The sequence below is a fragment of the Bordetella petrii genome, assembly GCF_000067205.1.
GTDB classification, from domain to species: domain Bacteria; phylum Pseudomonadota; class Gammaproteobacteria; order Burkholderiales; family Burkholderiaceae_B; genus Bordetella_A; species Bordetella_A petrii.
In genome coordinates this window covers 4,011,932-4,032,121 of the sequence record NC_010170.1, presented here as the reverse complement: position 1 = coordinate 4,032,121, position 20,190 = coordinate 4,011,932, and the positions used below count along the sequence as shown (strand labels likewise).

Sequence of the window (20,190 nt, the reverse complement as noted above, 5' to 3'; positions counted from 1 at the left end):
GAACCATGACGCACATGACGCCCCCGACTTCTGCCGGCTCGTCCGGCGTATCCGTCTACAGCGTGCTGTCCGCGCTGTTGTCATACCCGGATGCCGGGTTGCTCGCGGCGCTGCCCGAGCTGCGCGCCGCCCTGGACGCGCCGCGCCGCGGCCAGCTGGCGCCGCTGCTCAGTTTGCTGGATGGCGCCGACGACCTCATCGCCCTGCAGGAACAGTACGTGGCCACCTTCGACCGGCGCCCGGCGCATTCGCTGCACCTGTTCGAGCACATCCACGGCGAATCGCGCGATCGCGGCCAGGCCATGGTCGACCTGCGCGAAGAGTACCTGCGCCACGGGCTGGTGCCGGACACGACCGAGCTGCCCGACTATGTGCCGCTGTTCCTGGAGTTCCTGGGGCAGATTGCGCCGGCCGACGCGGCGGCCCTGCTGGGCGACGCCATTCATGTGCTGGCGCGCATCGGCGACAAACTGGCCGAAAGCGGCAGCCCTTATGCGGCGGTGTTCGATGTGCTGCGCACCCTCACCGACACAGTGCCGCAGCCGCTGCCCGAGCCGCCGGAAGGCGAGATGGAAGAAACCATGGTGACGTTCGGCCCGGGCGCCGACGGCACCGAGCCGGCGCTGCGCGCTCGTGGCCAGGCGGCCCAGCCCGTGCGCTTTTACGAAACTGATCCCCGGCGGACGCAGGCAGCGCCCCAAGCCGTGCAAGGAGAGCGACATGGCTGATCATGTGCATTATTTCTTCTTCGGCGTGTATCCGTATATTGCCCTGGCGGTGTTCCTGTTTGGCAGCCTGGCGCGCTTCGAGCGCGAGCAGTACACCTGGAAAAGCGATTCCAGCCAGCTGCTCAAGCGCGGCGCGCTGCGCTGGGGCAGCAACCTGTTCCATCTGGGAATCATTTCGCTGTTCTTCACGCACCTGGTCGGCCTGTTGACGCCGCCGGCGGTGTATCACGCGCTGGGCCTGTCTACGCACGCCAAGCAGGCCATGGCGGTATTCGTGGGGGCGATCCTGGGCGTGGTGTGCCTGATAGGCCTGTTGATACTGATCTACCGGCGCATCTCCGAGCCGCGCCTGTATGCGACCTCGCGCATGTCCGACTGGGTGACGCTGGTCTGGATACTGATCGTGCTGTCGCTGGGATTGTTGTCGATTTTCACCTCGGCCGAGCATGAAGACGGCGCGCTGATGGTGTTGCTGGGCGAGTGGGCCCAGCGCATCGTTACCTTCCGCTCCGGCGCGGCCGAGATCATGCAGGGCGTGCCCTGGGTATACCAGTGGCACATGGTGCTGGGCATGACGCTGTTCCTGATCTTTCCGTTCACAAGACTGGTGCATGTATGGAGCGGCTTCGCCTCGGTAAGCTACCTGACCAGGGCCTGGCAACTGGTGCGGTCACGCTGAACGCAGGAGGGCAAGCATGATTTCAGTGAACGGAGTTGCCATTGACGAAGCCCGCCTGCAGGCCGAACTGCCACGCCACCAGCACGAACCCGACCCGGCGCAAAGCGCCAGCCGCGAGCTGGTGCTGCGCGAGCTGCTGCTGCAACGGGCCCGCGAGCTGGGGCTGGCCCAGGGCGACAACGACGCCGACGTGCGGGCCGTGCTGGCCGCCGAAGTTCGCACGCCCCAGGCCGACGAGGCCGCCTGCCGCCGCTATTACGAACAACACCCCGGGCAGTTTCTCAGCGGGGCGCTGGTCGAGGTATGGCACATACTGTTCCAGCTGACGCCGCGCGTCGATCCGCGGCGCCTGCGGGCACGGGCCGGCGAGGTGCTGCAGGAAGTGCACCGTGCCGCGCCCGACGCTTTCGCCGATTACGCGCGCCAGTATTCCAATTGCATGTCAGCCCAGGAAGGCGGGCGGCTGGGCGACATCGGCCGTGGCGATACGCTGCCCGAATTCGAGCAGGCAGTGTTCGCCATGCCCGCGCACACGCTGCTGGATCGCCTGGTGCAGACGCGCCATGGTTTTCACATCGTACGCACGGGCCGCAAGGTGGAAGGCACGCCGATGGCGTTCGACGCCGTGCACGCGCGCATCGCGGCCTGGCTGGCGCAGGCTTCCGAGCGCCGCGCCACCCATCAGTACCTGCAATGGCTGGTGGGCCAGGCGCGCATCGAAGGCCTGGACATGCCGGGCGCGGACTCGCCGCTGTTGCAATAGGCTGGCCCCTTTCGTTTCGACTGGAGAGAGCGCGATGAGCAACCACCCCAGGGCCTACGCGGTGTTGTACAGCAGCACGTTTGCATTCACGGTGTGCTTTGTGGTGTGGATGATGTTTGGCGTGCTGGGCATACGCATCCGCCAGGAACTGGGTCTTAACGCTTTCCAGTTTGGCCTGCTGACGTCCACCCCGGTGTTGACCGGCGCGGTGTTCCGCCTGCCGTTGGGAATGTGGACCGACCGCTACGGCGGACGCGCGGTGATGACGGTGCTGCTGGTGGGGTGCGCCATTCCCGTGTATCTGGTCAGCTACGCGCAGGCGCTATGGCAGTTTCTGCTGATCGGCCTGTTCCTGGGGCTGGTGGGAGCCTCGTTCGCGGTGGGCACGCCGTATGTGGCGCGGTTTTTCTCGGCCGAGCGCAAGGGTTTCGCCATGGGATTCTTCGGCGCCGGCACGGTGGGCGCGGCGGTCAACCTGTTCGTTACGCCCATCCTGCTCGAAACCTACGGCTGGCGCGCGGTGCCGAAGATCTACGCGGTGGCGTTGCTGGTGACGGCGGCGCTGTTCTGGTTCGTGGCGGCGCCCGACCCGGGTGCTGGCAAGGCGGGCGGCAAGCTGCTGGACCAGTTCAAGATACTGAAGAATCCGCGCGTGTGGCGCTACTGCCAGTATTACTCGATTACCTTCGGCGGATTCACCGCGCTGTCGCTATGGATTCCGCAATACTTCCAGGCCGAATACGGTCTGAGCCTGGTGGCGGCGTCGGCGCTGGCGGCGGGTTTCTCGCTGCCGGGCGCGGTGTTGCGCGCCGTGGGCGGCAGCCTGGCCGACCGCTATGGCGCGCACAAAATGACCTGGTGGTGCCTGTGGCTGGCCTGGATCTGCCTGTTCATCCTGTCGTACCCGAACACCACCCTCACGGTGCAGACCCTGAACGGCTCGGCGGCTTTTCACATTTACCTGCCCATCTGGCTGTTCACGCTGCTGCTGTTCGTGTTGGGGGCGATGTTCGCCTTCGGCATGGCGTCCACGTTCAAGTATGTGGCCGACGATTTTCCCGAGAACATGGGCGTGGTTACCGGCATCGTGGGTCTGGCGGGCGGGCTGGGCGGGTTCCTGCTGCCGCTGATGTTCGGCGCCATGGCCGATCTGCTGCAGATCCGGTCCAGTTGCTTCATGCTGCTGTACGGCGTGGTGTGGGTGTCGCTGATCGTGATGTACCTGTCCGAAGTCAGGCGGGTGGAAATTTCGGGAGAAGTGGCCGCCAAGTGAACCCCGGCGGTTGCCGGCTGCCGGGGCCCGCCTGCGCCATCAAGGGCCGCCCAGCACCTAAGGGCCGCCCAGCACCTTGGAGGGCACCAGGGTGGCGATGCCGGGAAACACCATGATCAGGAACATCACCGACAGCATGACGGCAAGAAATGGCCAGATCGAGCGCCCGCCCGCCGAGAACGGCACTTTCTCGATGCTGGAGGTGATGAACAGCAGGATGGCCACGGGTGGAGTCAGGCCGCCGATCTGGGTGACCATGACCATGATGATGCCCAGTTGCAGCGGGTCGATGTGGAACGCGTTGCCGACGTAGACAATGGTGGGCACCATTACCACCACCACGGCCAGGCCGTCGAGCAACATCGTCAGCACCAGCATGATGCCGGCCAGCAGCATCAGCATCAGTAGCGGGCTGCCGGTGACACCCTTTAGCGAAGCCAGCACGGTGTCGTTGAAGTTCAGGAAACTGAGCAGCCAGCCCAGCACCCCCGCCATGCCCAGCACGCCGGCCACCATGGCCGTCGTTACCGCGGCGTCGATAATGGTGGCGGGAACATCTTTCCATTTCAGGATGCGGTACCAGAGCATGCTGACCAGCAGGCTGTACACGCACGCCACCACCCCGGCTTCGGTGGCCGTGAAGATGCCGCTTAGGATGCCGCCCATGATCACCACCGGCGCCATCAGCGCGGGCCACACTTTGACGGTTGCGCGGCAGATCTGTTTCAAGCTGGAGCGCGGCAGCGTGGCGCGCAGCTCGGGGTATCCGGGCAGGTACGACATGCCGTAGATCAGGGCCATCAACAGCGTGGCGATGATAATGCCCGGCACAATGCCGGCCATGAACAGCCCGCCGATCGACACGCCGGTAATCGACCCGTAGATGATCATTGTCATGCTGGGCGGGATGATCGGCCCGATGGTGGCCGCCGTTGCCACGATGGCGGCGGGCAGGCCCGCCTTGTACCCCTGCTCTTTCATGGCGGGGATGGTCACCGAGCCCACCGCCGCGGCCTCGGCCGTGGACGAGCCCGAGATATTCGCCAGCGCCGTGCAGGAAAGCACAGCCGTGTGGCCCAGGCTGCCGCGAATGTGCCCCACCAGCGCCTGCGAGAACTCGATCAGGCCGGCGCTCAACCCGCCGCGCGTCATGATGCTGCCGGCCAGGATGAAGTAGGGCAGGGCCAGCAGGCTGAATGAATCCAGCATGGCAAAGGCCTTCTGCGGCACCAGCGCCGGCACCAGGCCGGGGATCAGCATGGCGCCGGTCAGGCTGACCGAGGCGATCGCCAGCAAGATGGGCACGCCGATGAACACAAGCAGCAGCATCGCCGCGAAGATCAGGATCAGGGTCATGATGCGTGCCCCGCCTTGATGCGCGCGAGCATGGCCGCGCCCACGCACAGCACCAGGTACAGGCCGCCCACCACCATGCCCGCGTAAACCGCCGCCATGCTGATGCCCAGGCCCGGGCTGAGCTGGTGCTGCGTTACCTGCATCAGCCGCGAGGTGTAGACGATCAGCGACAGGCCCAGCCCGACCCACATCAGGTCGATGATCCAGCGCAGCGCGCGCTGGACAGCCGCGGGGAACAGGCCGAGAAACGTGTCGACGCGCAGGTGCGCGGCGCGGTTATAGGCAACCGGTATCGAGATGAACACCAGCCAGATGAAGGCGAACTTCTGGAATTCCTCGCTCCAGCTCAGCGATATGTTCAGCACGAACCGGTTGAACACCTGCAATGTCCCGGCTATGACTATGGCCGTGAACAGCAGCACGATCAGGGCCTCGGCGATCTTGTTGATGTAGCGCATCGCGGCTTCCGGGCGGGTTTACTGGGCAGCGCGGATCTCGGCCAGCAGATCCGTCGCGCCGATGTCGGCGGCGATCTTGTCCTGCAGGGGAATGGCCTTCTGGCGGAAGCCCGTCGTGTCGACCTCGGTGATGTTCATGCCTTTCTGTCGCAGGAACTCCAGGGCCTGCTGGTCGCGCACGGGAGCCAGCGCGCGGTTGATGTCGCTGGCCATCCGGGCGCCGTCCAGCACTACCTTCTTCTGCTCGTCAGTAAGCTGGTTCCATTCGCTCATCGAGCAGGCAAAAACGGCAGGTCCCAGGAAGTGCTTGGTCAGGGCGATATTCTTGGCGACCTCGTAGAACTTGTTCGACATCACCACGGCCGAGCCGTGCTCAAAGCCGTCCAGCACGCCGGTCTGCATGGCCGTGTAGACCTCGCCGAACGACATGGGCGTGGCATTGGCGCCCATCGCGTTGATGGTTTCCACGTAGACCGGGCTTTGAATGGTGCGGATCTTCAGGCCCTGCAGATCTTCAGGCTTGTTGATGGCCTTCTTGGCGGTTACCACGTTGCGCGCGCCCCAGTTGGTGGTCCAGGCCAGCACCTTGAAACCCGCTTTTTCCAGGTCGGCGGCGATCTGGTCGCCGACGTTGCCGTCCAGTGCGCGGTTCATGTGATCGTAGCCGGTCCACAGAAAAGGCAGATCGATCACCCCGACACGCTTGGAGAAATTGTTCAGGATGGCGGTGCCCGCCACCGCGCAGGACGCGCCGGCGCCCAGTTGCATGGCTTCAAAGACGGCGCGCTCGTCGCCCAGCGCGCTGGTCGGGTATATGCGCGCCGACAGCGTGTCGGAATGGTCGGCCAGGTACTTGGCGAATACCCAGGCCACCATGTGGTGCTCGGAACTCAGGTTGCCTTGCGCGGAATGCGAGATCTTGAGCTCTTTCTTGGCTTGCGCATGGGCCAAGGGGGCGATGCCCAAGGCGGCCGCGCACGCCAGCGTGGCCAGCATGCCGGGGAAACGGCGCGTAGACGGTTTCATGATGTAGCCTCCTCCTGGATTGGACCGGTCTCGGTCAAGTCAACTATATCGTTTTAATAAATCGATTTACTAATACCGTAGCATGCACGGTTTTTCAGGAACAGGCTCGATGCATTAGGTTTTACCCTTAGCCTACAAATTGCCGATGAAAGCGTGCATTCCGCCATATCATGTACGCTTGATACGGGCTGTGCTATGGTAAAAATATCGTTCTACTAAAACGATTTAGTTAATTCCGGTGCAAGGAAGTCGAATGGCAACCATCCAGGATGTCGCCCGCCTGGCCAATGTTTCGGTCAGCTCGGTGTCCAACGTATTGAATGGCCGTAGCGAACGGATGCGCGAAGAAACCTACGCGCGCATCCAGCAGGCCATCGACAAGCTGGGATACCGGCCAAGCCAGATCGCGCGGCACCTGAAAACCGGCCACATCCCCATCCTGGGCATGCTGGTGCCCACCACGTCCAATCCCTCGTTCGGCCAACTGGCCGTCGCGGTCGAAGAGGTGGCCCAGCGCAAGCACGACTACCGTGTGCTGGTGTGCAACACCTATCGCGACAAGCAGTTGGAAGCCAAGGTGCTCGACGAGCTCATCGGCCTTGGCATCCGGGCGGTGATCGTGATTTCCTCGCTCAACGACGAACGGCACATCGAAGCCGCGATCGACCGCGGGCTGGCCGTCGTCAGCTACGACCTGGGCATAGACCCGGCCCGGCCGGCCAAGCACGATCACGTCTTGCCCGACAACCGGCTGGCCGGGCAGTTGGCGGCCAGCCATCTCATTGCGCACGGCCACCGGCACCTGGCGTTCGTCAAGCCCAAGGGCGCCACCATCAGCCGCCGCGAGAAAATCGAGGGTTTCATGCAAGCCGTGCGGCAGTCTGGCGAGCAATGCTCGGCGCAGATCATCGACATCGACGACGGCACGCGCTTCGGCGACGGCGAGCTGGGCCAGCTGGGCTTCCAGGCGGCGCAACAGATTTCCAGGCTGGCCCAGCGCCCCACCGGAATCGCCGCAGTGAACGACATGACGGCCATCGGCCTGATGGCGGGACTGCGTCATTGCGGCCTGTCGGTGCCTGAGGACGTTTCGGTCATCGGCATGGACAACATCTCGATGTCGGAGTTCGCCTGGCCGCCGCTCACCACCGTCGCCACGCCGGTCGCCGATGTGGCTGAAACCATGGTGGAGCAGGCCATTGCCCGCATCCGCCAGCCGTCGCTGGCGCCACGCGAGTTCAGTTTCCCGCCGCGGCTGGTCGAACGGCAGTCCGTCGCTGCCCCCGCCGTCACGGTTTCTACGGCGCAGGCCTCGGGCGGAAAGCCATGACCCGCATCTTCCTGACGCACAACCGCGCGGCGCTGAGGCACTACTACGGCGAGCCCGCCTACCGCATGCTGGCCGGAATGGCGCAGGTGGCGTTTCACGACAGCGACAGCGAGCCTACCCAGGACGACATCGTCCGCCAGGCGCGCGACTGCGACATTCTGGTGAGTTTTCGCATTCCGCCCATCGACGCGCGGCTCCTGGCGGCGTTGCCGCGCCTGGCGGCAGTCTGCCGCGTGGCCGTGGACATCCGTAACATCGATGTCGACTATGCCAGCCGGCACGGCATCCTGGTCATGCGGGCGACGCCGGGCTTTGGCGCTTCCGTGGCGGAATGGGTGGTGGGGGCGATGGTGATGCTGGCGCGGCATATGGGCCCGGCCACCTGCGCCTATCAGAACGGCCAGCGGCCGGTGCCGCTCATGGGCACCGAACTGCGCGCGGCCACGCTGGGCATCATCGGCTATGGCACCATCGGGCGCTACCTGGCCGGCCTGGCGCGCGCGTTCGGCATGCGGCTGGTCATCAACGACCCGCACGTGCGGGTCGACACCGAACCCGGTGTCACGCAGGCCACGCTGGACGAGCTTCTGGCGCAGTCCGATTTCGTGGTCTGCCTGGCCCCTGCCATCGCTGAAACGGCCCGGTTGATAAACCTGCCGGCATTTCGCAAGATGAAGCCATCAGCCTATTTCATCAATGCGTCGCGTGCCGAGCTGGTCGACGAAGACGATCTGCTGCAGGCGCTGGATGCAGGCCTGATCGCCGGCTGCGCCCTCGACGTCGGCTCGGCGCAAGACCAGATGCCGCCAGCCCGGCTGGCCGCTCACCCCAGGGTGGTCGCCACGCCGCACATCGGCGGGCTGACGCCGCAGGCCTCCGAGCACCAGGCGATGGATTCGGTGCGGCAGGTGCGCGCCTTGCTCGAAGGCCGCATGCCGGAATGCAGCGTGAATGCCGCGCACGCCACCCGCGCGCGCGACCGGTTCGGCCTGCGGCTGCCCGCGCAATGACCACGCCGCCCAACGCCGCGCTGCCGCGCCGCTGGCCCCTGCCGGCCGGGGGTTGCGACTGCCACATACATATCTACGACCTGGACCGTCACCCGCTGCCGCAGGCCTCGCCCGTGTCCCCGCCGCGCGCCACCTGGAGCGACTACCTGGCGCTGCGCGCCCGCCTGGGCCTGTCACGCTGCGTGATCGTGCAGCCCATGGGCTATGGCTTCAACAATGCCTGCACCTTGAGCGCGCTGCGGGCCGCGCGGGGCTCGGCGCGCGCCATCGTGTCCATGCCCGCGCACGCGTCCGACGCCGAGCTGGCGCGTTGGGCGCGGGCCGGCGTGGTGGGCGTGCGCTTCCAGATGGTGCCCGGCAGCGGCAGCCTGCTGAGCTGGGCCGACTTGCCTGGCGTTGCCCGCCGCATTGCCGCGCTGGACTGGCACATCAATCTGCAGCTCGACGGCCGCACGCTGCCCGATCGCGAGGCGCTGCTGGCGCGCCTGCCTTGCCGCGTCGTCATCGACCACGTGGGCAAGTTTTTGGAGCCGGTCCCGACCCGGCACCGCGCCTTCGCGTCGCTGCTGCGCCTGCTCGATACGGGCAAGGTGTGGGTCAAGCTGTCTGCAATGTATGAAACCTCGCACGCCGGCGCGCCCGCCTACCAAGATGTCGGCCGGCTGGCCGAAGCCCTGGTGCGCCATAACCCCGAACGTTGCCTATGGGCCAGCAACTGGCCGCACCCCGGCCAGTTCGAGCGCCCCGATGACCGCGGCCTGCTGGCGCTGCTGGACGCCTGGTGCCCGTCGGCATCGGTGCGCGACCAGATACTGGAAGGCAATCCGGCGCAGTTGTACGGGTTCTGAGCCGCTGCGCGCCGGCCGGAGCTGCCGTGATCACGGCTGCATCGCGCCCCATTCTTGCACGAAGGTATCGCGGAACGCGCGCAGCCAGGCCAGGCGCGATTCGGCCAGGCTGCGCGCGGCCTCGGTGTGCATGGCGGCGGGCAGGGTAGCCAGTTTTACTTCGATGTGGTCCAGCGCATAGACGCGGTCGTCCAGCGGCCGCGCCTGCGCCAGCGGATCGGCCGGATGCGCGAAAGCCGAACCCATGCGTCCGGCCGTGTAGAACAGCCGCGCCAGTCCCACTGCGCCGAGCGCGTCGAGCCGGTCGGCGTCTTGCACGATTTTGGCCTCGATGGTGGTGGGGGCGATGCCGGCCGAAAAGCTGTGGGCCTCGATGGCGTGCGCCACCGCGCCGAGCTTGTCGGCGGGAAAACCCGCCTGTGCCAGTAGTTGGCGCGCCTGGGCGGCGGCCATGCGCGACGCCTGGGCGCGTTCCGGGTGGTTCTTGGGCAGGTTGACGATGTCGTGCAGATAGCAGGCTGCCTGCACGACCAGCGCATCGGCCTCGGGATGGCTGGCCAGCAGGGTGCGGGCCACCTGCCAGACGCGGTGCAGGTGGTTCAAGTCGTGCGCGCCGTCGTCCTGGCTGTCCGCCGTGGCAATGGCGATCAGGCGGGGCGTCCAGGCGGCATGAAGATCGGGCATAAGGGATTCCTGTTGTGGGGGACGGAACCCGCGCGGTCGCGGGCCAAGCGCAAGCATACGCCGCCCTCAGGCCGATGCCGGCCGCCTGCGGGATGCCCCCATCTTGACCCCCAATCTACTAGTAGGTAACAATCAGCATATGACTACCGCTACCACCCGCGAACAACTCGTGTGCCACGCGCAGGCCCTTATCCGCCAGCGAGGCTACAACGGCTTCAGCTACCGTGACCTGGCCGAGCGGGTGGGCGTCAAGACGGCCAGCATCCACTATTACTTTCCTTGTAAAGACGACCTGCTCATCGAGGCCATCGATAGCTACGCCCAGCACGTTGCCGGCCTGGTGCATGGCATCGACGCCACGCTGCCCGCCAAAGAGCGCCTGGACCGCTATGCGGCGCTGTTCGAAGGCGGGCCCACCGACCAGGTGTGCCTGTGCGGCATGCTGGCCGCCGATTTTGCCTCGTTGTCAGACCGCGCCCGCAAGTCGCTGCAGGGGTTTTTCTGCCTGCACGAAACCTGGCTGGCCAAGGTCATTGCCGATGGCCAGCGCGACGGCACGCTGCAGTGGGCGGGTTGCCCCGACGCCGCCGGGCGTTGCCTGTTCGCGGCCTTCCAGGGCGCCTTGATGGGATCGCGCCTGTTCCAGAACCCCGCCCGGCTGCACGACGTGGTGGCATCGGTGCAGGGCAAGCCCGCGGCTCAATGACCGGCGCCGCGCGGTTGCCTGCGGGGTGAACTTTCGGGCAAGCCGCCCCTAGACCGGGTTGATGTCGATGCGCCGATGCGCGCAGCGGCCGTGCGCGTCCACGGCCACCGTTACCGGCATATCTCGCACGTCGAATTCGTAGATGGCTTCCATGCCCAGGTCGGCGAAGGCCACCACGCGCGCCGCCCGGATCGAACGCGCCACCAGATAGGCGGCCCCGCCCACGGCGCTCAGGTAGGCGGCGCGCGCCTGGCGGATCGCGTCGATGGCTTGCCGGCCGCGTTCGGCTTTGCCGATGGTGACCAGCAAGCCGGTCTGCGCCAATAGATCGGGCATGAACTTGTCCATGCGCGTCGCGGTCGTGGGGCCCGCGGGGCCGACCGCTTCATCGCCCACAGCATCGACCGGGCCGACGTAATACAAGGCGCGGCCATGCAACGCCACCGGCAAGGGCGCGCCCTGGCGAAGCAGGTCGGCCAGCCGTTTGTGCGCGGCGTCGCGCGCGGTCAGCAGGCGCCCGGACAACAGCAGTTGCTGGCCGGCGCGCCACTGCGCTACCTGGTCCGGCGTCAGGGCGTCCAGGTCGACGCGCGTGCCGGCCAGCGGCATGGCGTCAGGAATGCCGTCCCACAGGGCCGCATCGGCGGGCGCGAATGTCACCGGGCCATCCTCGCCCTGCTCGAACGACACATGGCGCGTGGCCGCGCAGCCCGGCACGATGGCCACCGGCAGCAGCGCGGCATGCGACGGCAGGGCCGCCACCTTGACGTCCAGCACCGTGGTATCGCCGCCCAGGCCTTGCGCGCCGATGCCCAGCGCATTAATGCGTTCGTACAGTTCCAGCCGCAGCCGCTGTTGGGCATCGGCGGCGCCGCGCGCCTGCAGCGCGTCGATGTCGATGGGCTGGAACAGCGCCTGCTTGGCCGCATGCATGGCTTGTTCCGGCGTGCCGCCCACGCCCACGCCCAGCACCGCCGGCGGGCACCAGCCCGCGCCCATGCCGGGCAGTTGGGCCACCACCCAGTCGGCCACGGAATCGCTGGGATTCAGCATGGCGTAGCCCGCCTTGGCGTCGCCGCCGCCGCCCTTGGCGGCCACGGTGATGTCCAGGCGGTCGCCCTCCACCAGTTCGACGTGCACGATGGCCGGGGTGTTGTCGCGGGTATTGGTGCGCCGGCCCAGGGGGTCGCGGATCATCGAGGCGCGCAGCGGATTGGCAGGGCAGGTGTAGGCGCGCGCGGCTGCCTGGTTGGCCAGCGCCTGCAGGCTCGGCGTGCGCGCCTGGCCTTCGGCGCGCACACGCACGTCCATGCCCATCCTGAAATACACGTGCGCCAGGCCCGTGTCCTGGCACACGGGCCGCCGCGCCCGCGCCGCCAGCCTGCTGTTGACCAGCAGCTGCAATAAGGCGTTGGCGGCCGGGGCCTGCGTCTCGGCCTGGTATGCCCGCTTGAGCGCCTGCACGAAATCCGGCGGGTGATGATGGCTGACGAACTGCAGCGCGTTGGCGATGCTGTCGACGATGTGCGCGGCCTCGATGAAACGCATGGATGGGTCCGTGTGTAAGCGCCGCGACTATTGCAGGCTGATGCCGGCCTGCTTGATGACCCGTGCCCAGCGCGCGCCTTCGTCTCGGGTGTGCTGTTGCAGGGCCTGCGGGGCGTAATCTTGGTCGGTCAGCAGCAGGATGCCCTGGTCGCTCATCTGGCGAGTGAAATCCTGGTTCTGCATGGCTTTGCGATACGCGGCGTACAGGGTGTCGATGACCTGTGGCGGCGTGCCGTGGGGCGCGTAAAGGCCGTACCAGGTCGACACCTGAAAGCCCGGGATGGCCTGCGCGCCGATGGCGGGCGCGCCCGGAAACTGCGGCATCGGCTGGGCCGAGGTCAGCCCCAGCGCGCGGACCTTGCCGCCACGCGTTTGCGGCAAAGAAGTATTGGTCTGGTCGAACATGGCGTCTACCTGCCCGCCCATCAGGTCGTTCAGGGCCGGCCCCGCGCCCTTATAGGCAATGGGCGTGATCTGGATGCCGGCCTGGCTGGCGAACAGCGATGCCACCAGGTGCGAGGTCGAGCCCACGCCGGCATTGCTGAAGTTCAGCTTGCCGGGGTTCGCCTTGCCGTGCGCGATCAGCTCTTGCACGCTGCGGTACGGAGACTGGGCCCCCACCAGCAGCACCAGCGGAGTGTCCGGAAAGCGGAATACGGCGTCGAAATCCTTGGTGGGGGCGTACGGCAGGTTGGGGTACAGCGTGGGCGCGGCCGCCATGTAGCCAATGTGTCCCACCAGGAAGGTGTAGCCGTCGGGGGTGGCGCGTGCCACGCGGGTGGCGCCGATGGTGCCGCCCGCGCCCGGCACGTTCTCGATCAGGATGGTCTGCTTCAGGTGCTTCGACACTTCGTTGGCGATATTGCGCGCCATGGCGTCGGTGGGGCCGCCGGCCGAGAACGGCACGATCCAGGTGATGGCGCGGTCGGGATAGGCGGCATCCGCCGCGAAGGCGGCGGACGGGGCAAGGACGAAGGCGGCCGACACGGCCGCAAGCCATTTTTTCACTGTTGTCTCCGGATTATAAATGTACGATCTATATAAAAAGTACGTACATATTAAAAGGCGGTGCGGCTGGCGTCAATATGCCCATGCCGGGCGTGCGGGCTGGCCGGCAGCAGATAGAATGACGTGTCCTCCCGATCTTGCCGCCTCATGTCGATTTCGCTCTATACCCGGATATCCGAAGAACTCGCGCGCCGCATCGCGAATCACGAGTATCCGCTGGGCAGCCTCATCCCGCCCGAGAATGCGCTGGCCGAAGAGTTCGGCGCCAGCAGGCACACTGTGCGGGCCGCCCTGCGGCAGTTGCAGGATCTGGGCCTGATCGCGCGCCGGCGCGGCAGTGGCACCACGGTAGAGGCGGTCAGCCCCAAGTCGGGGTTCAGCCAATCGCTGGCCTCGCTTGAAGACCTGGTGCAACTGGCTGCCCGCACGCCGCGCCACATCCAGAAAATGCAGGAAATCGTCGCCGACATCGACCTGGCCGCGCAGTTGCGGGTGGGCGCCGGCACGCGCTGGCTGCGCATCAGTTCCAAGCGCGGCGAGGCCGGCAAGCCGCCCATCGTCTGGACCGATCTGTATGTGGACGCGCACTATCGCGGCATACGCAAACTGGCGCAGCAATATCCCGACCGCCTGGTGTCGGAACTGATCGAAGCCCACTACGGACGGCGCATCGCGTCGGTCGAGCAGACCATCGACGCGCGGGCGATTCCGGCCACCGTCGCGCGCGAGCTGGATGTGGAGCCCGAGTCGCCGGGTCTGTTCATCTTGCGCCAGTACCGGGACCAGGCCGGCAAGGTGGTCGAAGTGTCTACCTCTTACCACCCGGCCGGCCGCTACCAGTTTTCTTTCACGCTGATTCGTGAAGGCTGAGGGTGGCGGGCAACAGGTCTTGCACGCGTTCGCTGTTGTTGAACAGGCGGGCGCTGACCAGGCTGCCCTGCAGGGCGGCGAAGGTGGCCTGCGCGGCGCTGCGCAGGTCGCCGGGCACGCGCAGGCTGCCTTCGCGGGCGCCCTGTTCGAGCACGCGGGCCAGCCAGTCTTCGTTGGCGCGGTAGAAGTCCTGCACGGCCTGGCGCACGGGCTGGGGCAATGAGGCCAGCTCGGCGGCCAGGGTGGCGGCCAGGCAGATGCGGGCGGTGCCACAGAAGGCTTGCTGGTGGACCTGGACATAGGCGCGCAGCTTGGCGTCGGCGCGCAGCCCCGGGTCGATGGTCGCGATGGTGGCCTGCCAGCGGGCGTGGTAGTGCTGCACGACGGCCAGCAGCAGGTCTTCTTTCTGCGGGAAGTAGTAGTGGATGCTGGAGGTCTTGATGCCGATCAGCGCGGCCAGGTCGCGGTAGCTGAAGCCATTGCAGCCGCGCTCCTGGATCAGGCGCTGGGCGTGTTGCATGATCTGCGTGCGGGTGGTTTCAGTGTTCATGGCGGGGACGCTACCGGGTGGTCAAAGGGGCTGAAGGGCTCCTGTCAGGCAAAAGAGGGAAACAAGGCGGGCCGCCGTGCCGGGGGGGCAGGGCGGCGCCGCGGGGCGGGCCATGCGCCGTCCTTAGCCGTGCGAGGCGTTCAGGGGGTTGTAGCTGGCTTGGTAGTCGAGCTCGCCGAAGGCGTCGGCGCCGTTGTCGCGGGCGGCCTGGGCCTGGGCGCGCACTTCGGCGCGGGTCGGGGCCGAGCCTGCGGCGTAGGCGGCGGGCTGCTCCAGTTCGCCGAAGGTGACCTGGCCGGCGGCCTTGGCCGCTTGCAGTTCGGCTTGCACTTGGGCGCGGGTGACGGTGCTGGCGGTGTGTTGCACGGGCGGGTAGTCCAGTTCACCGGAGGGTTCGGCGGCGTAGGCGGCCGAGCCGATCACGGTCATCGACAGCATCAGGGCGGAAACGAGGGTCTTCATGGTCATGCTCCAGGGATAGGGGGTGAGGTCTAACTATCTATTTATAGATAGGTGAACGAATAAAATAAAAAGCGGTTCAACGACTCAGGCAGCGGTTCAGGCAACGGCTCAGGCGCCGGTGTTGGGGTAGCCCTGGCCACCGAAGGCGTAGGCGCCGTTTTGGCGGGCGGCGGCGGCTTCGGCGCGGACTTGGGCGCGGGTGAGGGTGGAGCTGGCCACGGGGGCGGCGGGCTGTTCCAGTTCACCGAAGGTGACTTGGCCGGCGGCCTTGGCGGCTTGCAGTTCGGCCACGACTTGGGCGCGGGTCAACGAGCTGGTCTGGGTGACCGCGGGCGGGTAGTCGAGTTCGCCCGAGGGTTCCTGGGCATAGGCGGCGTTGGCGGCGAAGGAGGTGGAAATCAGCAGCAGGGAAGCGAGGGTTTTCATGATGGGTTCCTGATCGGGTAAGGGAAGGTCGGAATTAACTATCTATGTATAGGTAGATAACAGGGTTCATAAAAACGCGCCGTAGCGCGGGTGGCTGGGGGCTGACTGCGTGTTCCTCAACCATGGGACGTATCTTATCTACTACTAGATAGATGAGTCAAGTTCTTTTTGTATTAATTTGTATCTCAGGGGCCAGATAACCATTGGGAACACCGCAGGCACCGCAAAAGTCGTATTTTCAGCGTGTACCATTCATTAGTACTTTTGCTTTTCATGCCCGACAGTCAAGTGTCCTCCGAGCCTGCGATAGTTCATCGACGTCCTCTGCGCAAAGGCGCCCGCACCCGGCAACGGCTGCTTGAAGTCGCCAGCGCAGAATTTGCCCGGCATGGCTACGAGCGCACCCGCGTTTCCGAGGTAGCCGCCAAGGCGGCCGTGACACACCCGGCGTTCTACCAATACTTCAGTAGCAAAAAAGCCATTTACGACGAGCTGGTTGAGTTGTTCGCCACGCGCCTGCGCATGGTGGTCGAGCAGGCGCGCATTCCCGACGGCACGCCGACGAGCCGGCTGGATGACCGGATACGAGGCAGCGTACAGGCCCTGATCGCTGTCTTGCAGGAAAACCGCAACCTGACCCAGATCGGCTTCCTGCAGTCGGCGCGCGCCGGGGCGCTCAAGAGCGAACTGGTGGATCTTATCGCCGCCAACGTCAAGTGCGAGCAGCAGGCCGGCCTGCTGCGGCGCGACGTATCGCCGTTCTGGTTCTCGCAGGCTTTCATGGGAATTATCGAGCGCTATGCGCTGCTGGAGCAGAACGCCGCCGACAGCCGCGACCTGGCGGCGTTCGTTGTCGACTTGCTGATGGACGGCATACGCGAACCGCACAGCCGGGCGGCCGCCGACCGCGCTGGCGGGCGTTAAGCGGCTGCCGCCTGCGCCTGGGCGCCCATGTAGATCTGCGCGTAGCCCTCGCGAATGGCCGAGGTGACCTGGTCCAGGCGCCGTTCGATATGCTTTTCCAGCAGCCCCACGCAGGCGGTTTCATCGCGAGCCAGCAGCGCCTCGACGATGCGCCGGTGTTCGAGCTGGGAGTTGCGCCGGTCGCCCAGGCGCATGTCGATCCAACGCACGAACCGGATGCGCGCGTTGATGTTGCGCAGCACACGCAGCATCTCGGTGTTGCCGGACAGGGCCAGCAGGGTTTCGTGGAAACTCTCGTCCAGATCCACCAGCTCGGCCACGCTGCGGTCGCCGGGCTCGGGGCCGGTGGCGTCGAGAAACTCGAGCAGCTTGCGCAGGTCTTCGTCGCGGGCGCGCGTCATGGACAGCCGTGCGCCGGCAATTTCAACGGTCTTGCGCAACTCGTACAAATTAAAGATCTCGTGCACGTCGAGATCGCGGCAGAAGAAGCCCTTGCCGGGCTGGAAGCGCAGCAGGCCTTCGATGCCGAGCCGGTTGAGGGCTTCGCGCAGCGGCGTGCGGCTGACTTCCATGCGCTTGGCCAGCGCGACTTCATTCAGTTTTTCGCCCGGCTTGAATTCATAGCCGATGGCCATGGATCGCAGCTGGTTGTAGACACGGTCGACGGTGCTGTCTGATGCGGCGCTCACGGGGTCTCCGAAAAGAAGGGCCGCCTTGGGTACGGCGGCTCGCGGCCGCGCCATGCCGCCTGGTAGGCCGGCCGGCGCTTATTGATGTTTTGCCGAGGCATATTAGTACATTCGAGCACGATGCCGCGATGCGCGGCAAGCGCGCATCCCGCCTCAGGAGGTCTGGCGGCACGGTTCAGGCCTGCACGGCGGTGGCCGCGCCGGCCCGACGGCTGCCGCGCGGTTCAGGCTGCTGCCGGCGGCGTGAAGTCGCGCGCGTGCGACTGGGCGCGCGGGTCCAGCCGGCAATGCAGAATGGCGGGCTTGCCCGAGGCCAGCGCCCGTTCGAAGGCGGGCGCGAAGTCTTCGGTGCGCTCGACCCGCTCGCCGTGTCCGCCGAATGCGACCGCCATGGCGGCGAAATCGGGGTTGCGCAGTTGCGTGCCCACTACGCGGCCAGGGTAGTCGCGCTCTTGGTGCATGCGAATGGTGCCGTACTGGCTGTTGTCCAGCACGATGACGATGATGGCGGCCTGGTATTGCACCGCCGTGGCGAACTCCTGCCCGTTCATCAGGAAGCAGCCATCGCCGGCGAACGCCAGCACCGGGCGCTGCGGGAATTGCAGCTTGGCCAGCACGGCGGCCGGCACGCCGTAGCCCATCGAGCCGCTGGTGGGTGCGAGCTGGGTGCCGTAGGTGTAGAAGCGGTGGTGGCGATGCAGCCAGCCCGCGTAGTTGCCGGCGCCGTTGCACACCATGGCGTCGCGCGGCAGGCGCTCGCGCAGCCAGGCCAGCACCTGGCCGTACTGGAAATCGCCCGGCAGGGTGCGCGGGGTGTCGGTCCAGTCCAGGTAGTCGGCGTGCGCCTGTTCGGCGCTGCCTTGCCAGGCTGGTTGCGCGGGCGCGGCCAGTTGCGCCAGCGCCGCGCTGAAGGCGCGCGGGCCGGCATGGATGGCCAGCGCGGGCTGGTACACGCGGCCCAGTTCTTCGGCGCCGGGGTGCACGTGCACCAGTTTCTGGCGGGGCACCGGGATGTCGAGCAAGGTGTATGACGAAGACGGCATTTCCGACAGCCTGCCGCCCACCAGCAACACCAGGTCTGCCTCGGCCACGCGCGCCTTCAGGCGGGCGTCGGGGCCGATGCCCAGGTCGCCCGCGTAGCAGGGATGGTCGGCCGGAAACAGCGAGGCGCGCCGGAACGACGTGGCTACCGGCAGGCCGGCGCGCTGCGCGAAATCGGCGAACTGCTGGCAGGCCGCGTCGTCCCAGCCCGAGCCGCCCAGTATGGCAATGGGCTGGCGGGCCTGCGCCAGCAGGCTTTCCAGCGTCTGCAGGTCGGCCGGCGCGGGCCAGGCCTGGGCCGGCTCGACGCGAGGAGCGTCCGCCACCGCGCAGGTGTCGACCAGCATGTCTTCGGGCAGCGCGATCACCACCGGACCCGGACGACCCTGCATGGCTACCCGGTACGCGCGGGCCACCAGTTCGGGAATGCGCTCGGCGCGGTCGATCTCGACCACCCACTTGGCCATGGATCCGAACATGGCGCGGTAGTCGATTTCCTGGAAGGCCTCGCGCTCGCGCATCGACCGGTCTACCTGGCCGATGAAGAGCAGCATGGGCGTGGAGTCTTGCATGGCGATGTGCACGCCATGGCTGGCGTTGGTGGCGCCGGGGCCGCGCGTGACAAAGCACACGCCGGGCCTGCCGGTCAGCTTGCCGTAGGCCTCGGCCATCATGGCCGCGCCGCCTTCGTTGCGGCAGATGACCACGTCGACGCCACTGTCGTACAGCGCGTCGAGCGCAGCCAGGTAGCTTTCGCCGGGCACGCAGGTGACCCGTTCGACGCCCTGGCGTCGCAATTGATCGATCAGGATTTGCCCGCCGGTGCGGACGGGTAGGCCGTGAGTCATGTGCAAGGTCTCGCTTTCAGAAGTGCGTACGGAAACCGGCGCAGCCGCGGCCGGCCATGGGGAAGGGGATGGGCGGCAGCATAACACTCGATTGTATACAAAACAATATTCACCATTTGTGGACAATTTGGTGTACAAATGAGTCAGGCCCACCGCCGCGCCATATTCGCCAGACCCATTCATGAACGCCGTGCTGCCCCATACCCCCGCCGTTGCACCCAGTCATGTCTACGATCGCATCAAGGCCATGGCCACCACCTTCCGCCTGCGGCCGGGCGAACGGGTGAACGAACTCGAGCTGGCGCGCCAGCTGGGCGTCAGCCGCACGCCGGTGCGCGAGGCGCTCAATCGCATCGCCGCCGAAGGCTTTCTGATGGCCACGCCTCATCGCGGCTATACGGTGCGGGCGCTGGACGCCCAGCAACTGATGGCGTTGTACGAATACCGCGCCACGGTAGAACTCGGCGTGGTGCGGCTGGTCTGCGCGCGGGCTTCTGACCAGGCGCTGGCCGAGCTGGCCCGTTCTGTCGAGGGCAGCCGCGACGAAGTCGAGACCGATGCGCAGGCACTGCGCCTGCTGTCGCGCGACGAGGCCTTTCACGAACACCTGGCAAGCCTGGCGGGCAACCCGGAATTCCTGCGCTCGGTGCGATCGCTGAACGAGCGCATCCGCTTTCCGCGCTGGATCGACCTGAAAGCCCGCCGCGGCCAGACCCGCAACGACCACCCCGACATCGTGCGCGCCCTGCGGGCGCGCGACGTGGCGGCGGTGCAGGCGCTGATGAGTCAGCACATCGACAAGCACCTGGACCAGGTCGTAGAACTGGCGCGCGCCGGCTTTGCCGAGATCTACATGGGCAACGCGCTGGCCGACTATGCCGAATCGCGTTTCATCGAGGCCAGCAACGCGTCCGCCGCTGCCGCGCCCTGAACCTTTTCCGTCGAACCCTCACACAGGATTCC

The 20,190-nt window shown here is 66.5% G+C and carries 22 protein-coding genes; 11 read left to right on the top strand and 11 right to left on the bottom strand.

The genetic code is table 11. From position 1 onward, the window contains the following. Positions 1-5 precede the first annotated feature (5 nt). The 4 genes from narJ to BPET_RS19395 are packed head-to-tail and all read left to right on the top strand — an operon-like array spanning position 6 to position 3,443. The gene (gene narJ / locus BPET_RS19410; RefSeq protein ID WP_012250716.1) at positions 6-728 is read left to right on the top strand and encodes a nitrate reductase molybdenum cofactor assembly chaperone; all 723 of its coding nucleotides are present in this window, start codon (positions 6-8) and stop codon (positions 726-728) included. Continuing rightward, positions 721-1,407 carry a respiratory nitrate reductase subunit gamma gene (gene narI / locus BPET_RS19405; protein WP_012250715.1) on the top strand — a complete coding sequence of 229 codons (687 nt, stop codon included), beginning with the start codon at positions 721-723 and terminating at the stop codon, positions 1,405-1,407. Before narJ ends, narI begins: the two co-directional genes overlap by 8 nt. 16 nt (positions 1,408-1,423) lie before the next feature. Continuing rightward, positions 1,424-2,170: a peptidylprolyl isomerase gene (locus BPET_RS19400; protein ID WP_012250714.1), complete on the top strand. Its 747-nt coding sequence runs from the start codon at positions 1,424-1,426 to the stop codon at positions 2,168-2,170. 34 nt (positions 2,171-2,204) lie between these two features. After that, the gene (locus tag BPET_RS19395; RefSeq protein ID WP_012250713.1) at positions 2,205-3,443 is read left to right on the top strand and encodes an MFS transporter; all 1,239 of its coding nucleotides are present in this window, start codon (positions 2,205-2,207) and stop codon (positions 3,441-3,443) included. A 57-nt stretch (positions 3,444-3,500) separates the two neighbouring features. Here BPET_RS19395 and BPET_RS19390 read toward each other — a convergent pair whose 3' ends face one another. From BPET_RS19390 to BPET_RS19380, 3 genes are read right to left on the bottom strand one after another with little or no spacing between them, the layout of a single operon-like run. Continuing rightward, entirely contained in the window at positions 3,501-4,799 is a 1,299-nt protein-coding gene (locus BPET_RS19390) for a TRAP transporter large permease (protein WP_012250712.1), read from the bottom strand. Further along, positions 4,796-5,257, bottom strand: a complete 462-nt coding sequence (locus BPET_RS25545) for a TRAP transporter small permease (protein WP_012250711.1) — start codon at positions 5,255-5,257, stop codon at positions 4,796-4,798. The genes BPET_RS19390 and BPET_RS25545 overlap by 4 nt, the downstream gene beginning before the upstream one ends. An 18-nt stretch (positions 5,258-5,275) precedes the next feature. Continuing rightward, complete coding sequence (locus BPET_RS19380; RefSeq protein WP_012250710.1) at positions 5,276-6,283, bottom strand: TRAP transporter substrate-binding protein; 1,008 nt, start codon at positions 6,281-6,283, stop codon at positions 5,276-5,278. Between the two features lie 253 nt (positions 6,284-6,536). Here BPET_RS19380 and BPET_RS19375 point away from each other — a divergent pair, with 253 nt between their 5' ends. From BPET_RS19375 to BPET_RS19365, 3 genes are read left to right on the top strand one after another with little or no spacing between them, the layout of a single operon-like run. Then, complete coding sequence (locus BPET_RS19375; RefSeq protein WP_012250709.1) at positions 6,537-7,613, top strand: LacI family DNA-binding transcriptional regulator; 1,077 nt, start codon at positions 6,537-6,539, stop codon at positions 7,611-7,613. Next, positions 7,610-8,623 carry a hydroxyacid dehydrogenase gene (locus BPET_RS19370; protein WP_012250708.1) on the top strand — a complete coding sequence of 338 codons (1,014 nt, stop codon included), beginning with the start codon at positions 7,610-7,612 and terminating at the stop codon, positions 8,621-8,623. The genes BPET_RS19375 and BPET_RS19370 overlap by 4 nt, the downstream gene beginning before the upstream one ends. After that, positions 8,620-9,471 carry an amidohydrolase family protein gene (locus BPET_RS19365; protein ID WP_012250707.1) on the top strand — a complete coding sequence of 284 codons (852 nt, stop codon included), beginning with the start codon at positions 8,620-8,622 and terminating at the stop codon, positions 9,469-9,471. Before BPET_RS19370 ends, BPET_RS19365 begins: the two co-directional genes overlap by 4 nt. 30 nt (positions 9,472-9,501) lie before the next feature. On the opposite strand, the gene BPET_RS19360 is transcribed toward BPET_RS19365, so the two are convergent. Then, positions 9,502-10,155 carry an HD domain-containing protein gene (locus tag BPET_RS19360; protein WP_012250706.1) on the bottom strand — a complete coding sequence of 218 codons (654 nt, stop codon included), beginning with the start codon at positions 10,153-10,155 and terminating at the stop codon, positions 9,502-9,504. A 139-nt stretch (positions 10,156-10,294) separates the two neighbouring features. Between BPET_RS19360 and BPET_RS19355 the strand changes: the two genes are divergently transcribed. Next, on the top strand, positions 10,295-10,861 hold the full coding sequence (locus BPET_RS19355; protein ID WP_012250705.1) for a TetR/AcrR family transcriptional regulator: 567 nt from the start codon (positions 10,295-10,297) through the stop codon (positions 10,859-10,861). 48 nt (positions 10,862-10,909) lie between these two features. Here BPET_RS19355 and BPET_RS19350 read toward each other — a convergent pair whose 3' ends face one another. After that, complete coding sequence (locus BPET_RS19350) at positions 10,910-12,409, bottom strand: fumarate hydratase (RefSeq protein WP_012250704.1); 1,500 nt, start codon at positions 12,407-12,409, stop codon at positions 10,910-10,912. 27 nt (positions 12,410-12,436) lie between these two features. After that, positions 12,437-13,417 (bottom strand): Bug family tripartite tricarboxylate transporter substrate binding protein, encoded by a 981-nt coding sequence (locus BPET_RS19345; RefSeq protein WP_012250703.1) that lies wholly within the window; start codon positions 13,415-13,417, stop codon positions 12,437-12,439. Between the two features lie 123 nt (positions 13,418-13,540). Between BPET_RS19345 and BPET_RS19340 the strand changes: the two genes are divergently transcribed. Continuing rightward, complete coding sequence (locus tag BPET_RS19340) at positions 13,541-14,287, top strand: GntR family transcriptional regulator (protein WP_231852621.1); 747 nt, start codon at positions 13,541-13,543, stop codon at positions 14,285-14,287. Here BPET_RS19340 and BPET_RS19335 read toward each other — a convergent pair. The 3 genes from BPET_RS19335 to BPET_RS19325 all read right to left on the bottom strand — a co-directional run bounded on the left by BPET_RS19335 (position 14,265) and on the right by BPET_RS19325 (position 15,725). Then, positions 14,265-14,837: a TetR/AcrR family transcriptional regulator gene (locus BPET_RS19335; protein ID WP_012250701.1), complete on the bottom strand. Its 573-nt coding sequence runs from the start codon at positions 14,835-14,837 to the stop codon at positions 14,265-14,267. The genes BPET_RS19340 and BPET_RS19335 overlap by 23 nt on opposite strands. A gap of 123 nt (positions 14,838-14,960) precedes the next feature. Then, entirely contained in the window at positions 14,961-15,299 is a 339-nt protein-coding gene (locus tag BPET_RS19330) for a DUF4148 domain-containing protein (protein WP_012249907.1), read from the bottom strand. Positions 15,300-15,407: 108 nt separating this feature from the next. Further along, positions 15,408-15,725: a DUF4148 domain-containing protein gene (locus BPET_RS19325; RefSeq protein ID WP_012250700.1), complete on the bottom strand. Its 318-nt coding sequence runs from the start codon at positions 15,723-15,725 to the stop codon at positions 15,408-15,410. A 288-nt stretch (positions 15,726-16,013) separates the two neighbouring features. Here BPET_RS19325 and BPET_RS19320 point away from each other — a divergent pair, with 288 nt between their 5' ends. Next, positions 16,014-16,649 (top strand): TetR/AcrR family transcriptional regulator, encoded by a 636-nt coding sequence (locus BPET_RS19320; RefSeq protein WP_231852620.1) that lies wholly within the window; start codon positions 16,014-16,016, stop codon positions 16,647-16,649. Here the strand turns inward: BPET_RS19320 and BPET_RS19315 are convergent. Both BPET_RS19315 and BPET_RS19310 read right to left on the bottom strand, forming a co-directional pair. Then, a complete protein-coding gene (locus tag BPET_RS19315; RefSeq protein ID WP_041863083.1) occupies positions 16,646-17,338 on the bottom strand; it encodes a GntR family transcriptional regulator in 693 nt (230 codons plus the stop codon). The genes BPET_RS19320 and BPET_RS19315 overlap by 4 nt on opposite strands. Before the next feature lie 224 nt (positions 17,339-17,562). Further along, entirely contained in the window at positions 17,563-19,227 is a 1,665-nt protein-coding gene (locus BPET_RS19310) for a thiamine pyrophosphate-binding protein (RefSeq protein ID WP_012250697.1), read from the bottom strand. 181 nt (positions 19,228-19,408) lie between these two features. On the opposite strand from BPET_RS19310, the gene BPET_RS19305 reads away from it, so the two are divergent. Continuing rightward, positions 19,409-20,158, top strand: coding sequence for a GntR family transcriptional regulator (locus tag BPET_RS19305; RefSeq protein WP_012250696.1), 750 nt, complete (start codon positions 19,409-19,411; stop codon positions 20,156-20,158). Positions 20,159-20,190: the final 32 nt, after the last annotated feature.